This is a genomic window from Thiohalocapsa sp. (assembly GCF_019695415.1).
Classification (GTDB): Bacteria; Pseudomonadota; Gammaproteobacteria; order Chromatiales; family Chromatiaceae; genus Thiohalocapsa.
The window spans coordinates 1-5,576 of record NZ_JAIFKJ010000619.1 but is presented as its reverse complement, the minus strand read 5'-3'; the positions used below and the strand labels follow the sequence as shown (position 1 = coordinate 5,576).

At 67.3% G+C, this 5,576-nt stretch carries 5 protein-coding genes; 1 reads left to right on the top strand and 4 read right to left on the bottom strand.

The genetic code is table 11. From position 1 onward, the window contains the following. Positions 1-272: 272 nt before the first annotated feature. Entirely contained in the window at positions 273-1,664 is a 1,392-nt protein-coding gene (gene der / locus I6U14_RS16930; protein ID WP_296900854.1) for a ribosome biogenesis GTPase Der, read from the top strand. A 206-nt stretch (positions 1,665-1,870) separates the two neighbouring features. On the opposite strand, the gene I6U14_RS16925 is transcribed toward der, so the two are convergent. The 4 genes from I6U14_RS16925 to I6U14_RS16910 all read right to left on the bottom strand — a co-directional run bounded on the left by I6U14_RS16925 (position 1,871) and on the right by I6U14_RS16910 (position 4,867). Further along, positions 1,871-2,077, bottom strand: a complete 207-nt coding sequence (locus tag I6U14_RS16925; protein ID WP_296900852.1) for a hypothetical protein — start codon at positions 2,075-2,077, stop codon at positions 1,871-1,873. 152 nt (positions 2,078-2,229) lie between these two features. Further along, positions 2,230-2,955, bottom strand: coding sequence for a thiopurine S-methyltransferase (locus I6U14_RS16920; protein ID WP_296900850.1), 726 nt, complete (start codon positions 2,953-2,955; stop codon positions 2,230-2,232). A 224-nt stretch (positions 2,956-3,179) separates the two neighbouring features. After that, positions 3,180-3,779, bottom strand: a complete 600-nt coding sequence (locus I6U14_RS16915) for a class I SAM-dependent methyltransferase (RefSeq protein WP_296900848.1) — start codon at positions 3,777-3,779, stop codon at positions 3,180-3,182. 212 nt (positions 3,780-3,991) lie between these two features. Continuing rightward, positions 3,992-4,867, bottom strand: coding sequence for a transglycosylase SLT domain-containing protein (locus I6U14_RS16910; protein ID WP_296900846.1), 876 nt, complete (start codon positions 4,865-4,867; stop codon positions 3,992-3,994). Positions 4,868-5,576: the final 709 nt, after the last annotated feature.

Here is a 5,576-nt window from a genome sequence, read left to right as displayed (position 1 = left end):
GGGAGCCTGCAGGTCGTCTCCGGGTGTGTGGCGTGCGTCGAGGCCAAGGACGGTACGTGTGCGTGGGGTGGCCCGAGAACCACAGGTGCGGCCTGGGGCGCCGCGGGGCGGGCCTCGCCGGATGTCGATCGGGGCGAGCGGCCGGAGCTGCCGCCTATGGTGACGCCGGGCGCCACCCCGCCCGCGGCCCCCGCCGCACCGACAGGCCCGCCTGCGCCTGTTGGACCCGGCCCTGCGCCGACAAGCAGCCCGACCCCCTGAGCCCAGACCCAATGCTGCCGGTCATCGCCCTGGTGGGGCGGCCCAACGTCGGCAAGTCGACGCTGTTCAACCGCCTGACGCGCAGCCGGGACGCGCTGGTGGCGGACTTCCCGGGCCTCACCCGAGACCGCCAGTACGGCATCGGTCAAATCGGACCACGGCGTTATGTCGTGGTGGACACAGGCGGCATCAGCGGGGGCGACGGTGTCGAGGCGTTGATGGAGCGCCAGGTGCAGCAGGCGATTCACGAGGCGGACCACCTCTTGTTCCTGCTCGACGCCCGAGACGGCGTCACCGCCGGCGATCTGGACATCGCCGCGGCGCTGCGTCGCACCGGCAAGCCCCTGACGCCGGTCGTGAATAAGATCGACCACCAGGCGGAAGACGTCGCCGGCGCCGAGTTCCACAGCCTCGGCATCGGCGATCCATGGCTCATCTCCGCCGCCCAGGGACGTGGCGTGGCCGCGCTGATGGCGCAGGTTTGCCCGAGGTTGCCCGACGCCGCCGAGGACGTCGCGGCCGAAGATGAGTCGCGTACGCGCATCGCTGTTGTCGGCCGCCCCAACGCCGGCAAGTCCACACTCATCAACCGCATCCTCGGCGAGGAGCGCGTGGTGGCCTTCGACAGCCCAGGCACCACCCGCGACAGCATCGCCATCCCCTTCGATGTCGAAGGGCACCGCTACACCCTCATCGACACGGCAGGCATGCGACGCCGCGCGCGCATCGCCGACGCGGTGGAGAAGTTCAGCGTCATCAAGACCCTGCAGGCGATTGAGGCATGCCACGTGGCATTCTTGGTGCTGGATGCCCAGCTCGGCATCGGTGAGCAGGATGCAACGCTCGCCGGCCATATCGTCGAGTCCGGCCGCGCCTTGGTGGTGGCCATCAACAAGTGGGACGGGCTGGACGCTGAGCAGCGACGCGTTGTGGGCAACGACTATCAGCGCCGTCTCGGCTTTCTCGACTTCGCCGAGGTACACCGTATATCCGCCCTCCATGGCAGCGGTGTCGGCCTATTGCTGGCCGCCGCGGACGCCGCGTACGCCAACGCCACACGCGACCTCCCCACGCCGTTGCTGACGCGCCTGCTCGAGGAGGCAGTGCAGGCGCACCAGCCGCCGCTGGTACGTGGGCGTCGGATCAAGCTGCGCTATGCCCATCAAGGCGGACGGAACCCGCCCATCATCGTCATCCACGGCAACCAGACCGAGTCTCTCCCTGCCGCCTATCGGCGCTACTTGGTGAACCGCTTCCGCAGGGACCTCGATCTTGCCGGTACGCCGCTGCGCCTGGAGCTGCGCTCTGGGGACAACCCCTACGCGGGCAAGCAGAACCGCCTGACGCCCCGACAGGCCCGGAAGCGCCAGCGCCTCAAGGACTTCGTGAGCCGCAAGCGGTGAGCCACCTTCCGCGCGCGGGTCGCGCCCGTGTCCGCCAGCGACACCAACCAGTCAATCGCCCCACCATTCCAGCGCTCTCGGCTTCATCGGCACTTGACTCGTCGATAGCTGCTGCCTCGCGTACCCGTTGCGTCCTGGGCACTGCCGCTGAACGCCACCCGAGGAGAGGATATCAGCGGCAACCCGGGGGCGCGCCACCGGCCCGGTTACCGCGTGGAGACGTGATCCACCGACACACCCAACTCGCCATAGAGGGTAGGCCCATCGCCCGTGACGGCTGCACCGTCGTCGGCAGCCTGCCGCGCAACATGCCCAGCGCAGCCGCTGACCAGGATCAGGCACAGCAGCCCGAGCTTCAAGGTCACGGCGGCGCGCCTCGGCCCTCTACGGCGAGGGTTGGTTGTCGTTTGCATTGCAATGTCTCCAGCACGGCAGCAGGCGTCGGTTCGTGTATCGCGGAGCGGAGCGAGGTTCGAGGGGCGAGGTTCGAGGAAGAGAAAAGGCATCAGCAGGTTGCTCATGCGGCAAACCGAAAACCGGTGTGTGATAGGTATACCTTGGGATGTCAGCCGCCGTCCGCGGTTCCCGCAGCGTCGATCAGGGTCAGCCTATAGACGTGCTCGGTGAGCCAATCCAGGCCGCGCTCGGCGAAGCGCGGACTCTCCGCCAAGGCATCAATGGACGCAAGCTTCTCAGTCAGGAAGCGATCACCGAAGAGTCCCCGCACCTCTGCCTCGCTCACTGCGAAGGGCGGCCCCTGCATCCTGGACTGCGCGTAATCCAAGGTGATCAGCAACGACTTGGGCGGAGCCGTGCCCGGCGCCGCGCTCGCCTGCAGCAGACTCGATAAATGCCGCGCATAAGCCGGGCGCAGGTTCGGCGGCAGCGCGATCAACGCAGCCCGATCGTAAACTGCGTCGATGCTCGCGCCGTGCGCGGCTCCCAGCACATCCACGCTGAGGTCAAAGAAGTCGCCCACCAAGAGCACCAGCTCATCCCTGGCCATGCGTACGAAAGGCGCCGGAGACAGGTCGGTAACCTCCGGCTCGAGCCCGTTCTCGCGGAAGAAGGCCTCGGCAGCAATCGGACTCAGCTCCACCCCCACCACCCGGTGGCCGCGACCAGCGAGCCAAAGCATGTCCAAGCTCTTCCCCGCCAGCGGCACCAGCACGCGGCCATGCGCCGGTACACCGAGGGCTGGCCAGTAGTCCGCGAGGTGGCGGTTGATGGCATCGCTGTGCCAACCGATCTCGCCACGCTGCCAGCGTTGGTGCCAAAATTCAGGGGTCATACGTGTTCCTGTGGGCCTGCCACCCTGCACCCGCGCACACGTTGACAGGGCACGGTGCCGGCGAATCTAGAGCGGAGAGTCGCGAGTTTCGAGGGGCGAGGCTCGAGGAAGAGACAAGGCATCAGCAGGTTGCTCATGCGGCAAACCGAAAACCGGCGTGCGATGGGTATACATTCGGCAGCACCCGTCGCGCGGCGCGAGCTCGCGTAGGCCGCCCGCCCGGGCTACTCGCCAAGCTTGCGAAAACGCAGGAAATAATTGGTGCGCAGTTGAAGGGGCTCGTCGAGGTACTCGAAGCCGGCGCCCTGCACCTCGTCGATGACGGCTTCTCGCCCGGCGCGCACATGTCCCATGACCCAGGGACTGCTGAAGCCGGGTTGGCGACGGAAGTCGACGATGGCGAGCACACCGCCAGGCGCGAGGGCCGCGTGGATCGAGCTCAGCATGTTCCGCGGGTACGCGAAATGGTGGTAGGTGTCCGCCAGAAAGACGAGATCCACACTCCCCGGCGGGAGCTGTGTGCTGCGCTCATCGTTGACGACACCGATCACGTTCTCCACGTGATATTCAGCGGCCCGGTCCTCGATGGCAGCGATGAACGTCGGGGAGATGTCCACCGCATAGACCTTCCCAGACGCACCAACGGACCGCGCGAATAGCATCGTATAGAGGCCGGTTCCGGCACCGACGTCCGCGACCCGCATGCCAGGCTCCAGCCCCAATGCCGCCACCACTTGGAAACGGCGGTCGAACACCTCCCGCCCGGTACGCTCGAAGATGCCCCGCCACTGCTGCACGTCCGCATCCAGATAATGCATATTCATGCTGCGCGGTACGGCCCTGGGCTCCTCGCTCGGCGCAGCGTCAAACGCCGCCTGCACCGCTGGCACGCACAGCAGGATCGCCCACACCCACAGCGCCCAGCATCGCGGATGGGACCTGAACGGCGAAAGTCGTGGGGGAGAGACTCGGACGGGTCGCATGCGGTAGCTGCACGGCACCGCGGTATGCCCGCGGTGCAGCGCTGGGTCGGACTTCAGTTCAAGCGGCTGATGATACGCCGGACGTAGGCCTGCGTCTCGGCATAGGGCGGAATACCACCATGACGCTCGACGGCACCCTCCCCGGCGTTGTAAGCCGCCAGCACGAGCTCGAGGTCGCCGTCGAAGTAGCGCATCAGCCACCGCAAGTACGCCATGCCGCCGCGGACGTTCTGCTCCGGGTCCCAGACATCGCCCACCCCGAAGCGCTCCGCCGTCTCCGGGATGAGCTGCATCAACCCCTGGGCGTTTTTCGGGGATCGGGCCCGCGGATTGAAATTGGACTCCGCCTCGATGACCGCGAGCACGAGGTTCGGATTCAGTCGGTACTCCGGTGCCAGACGCCGCACCATCCGCGCGACACGTCCCTTGGCGGGGTGCTCCCGAGTAATGGACACAGGGGTGGTGCCGCCGCGACCCGCATAACGCATGGGCTGCACGATCCCGCCGTCGGCATTCGCGCGACCACCGTCGGAAAGCAAACAAACCGCAGCCTGCCGCGGCTTGCCCTCGTGGCCAAGACGTTCCAGCATCCGCTTGGCGTGGGGGTCGTTCTTCTGCGCCGCGCGGTAAAACCACGCCGCCGCCAGTGCCTCGTCGCGCGCCCCTGCGCGACCCACCGCATAGATCCAGCCGAGGTGATAATGCGCGGCGGCGTCGCCGCGTGCGGCGGCCTTGCAGTAAAGTCGGATGGCGTGGTCGATATCTCGGTCTACGCCCTCCCCGTGCTCGAAGCGACGGCCCCAGCGCGCAAGCTCACGCGCATTGCCGCTCTTAATGACAGACTCAAATGACGTTGCGACGGCGGGCGGCGCGGCGCTGCCGGCGGCAAGCGCCAGAAGCAGAGTGGCCAGCAAGGAGGGCTGCGGCACGCGCGAGGTATCTCGGCAATGAGCGGCGGCGAATGGACCCATGACGTAACTCGAGCGGTTGGCGGTGTCCGACAGGCCAGGCGGCCTTTCCACAGCAGCCCCGGACCAAGACCTGGTTCAGTAGCGGCACCTGTACACGGCTGCGGCACGCTGGCCTGCCGTTCTCCTGCGGAGCAACCCCCAACCCGGTAAAGGCTTACGAGGCACAGATGATACCTGTTCCAGCTGCATTGCACACGGGACGACTGGTACTGACGCCGGTTGACCCGCTACAAGCTACCGATCGGACGACGATCGTCAAGGCGCTTACAGCAATCCGCCTGCTCGGCGAGCCGCAAGGAGGCGACGCTGACGTTTTCGCAGCAGGCCCGGCCCTCGGAGATCTGGTGGGATTCACCGGGTGTGCGGTGCAGTTCGACGCCGCGACCAACCGCGCCAATGCAGGCGGCAGGCCCTGGCTGCGGATACCGCCCAAGGCCACCGTCCCGCGCCTGCTTTGGGGCCGCAATACGCGGCCGCCTCGCTGCCCGAACTGTGCGGCGCCACTGCGCGGATGGCGTGATCGGCTACCACCCGATCCGGCCATGACTGCGAGCCCGCCCGGGTGTGATGCGTCGCTCCTGCTGTGCTGCGATGCGTGTCGCGCCAGCTCGGCCGCATACCGTTGGAAGTGGGGCCGACACGCCGGTGCGGGGCGCAGCTTCGTGCT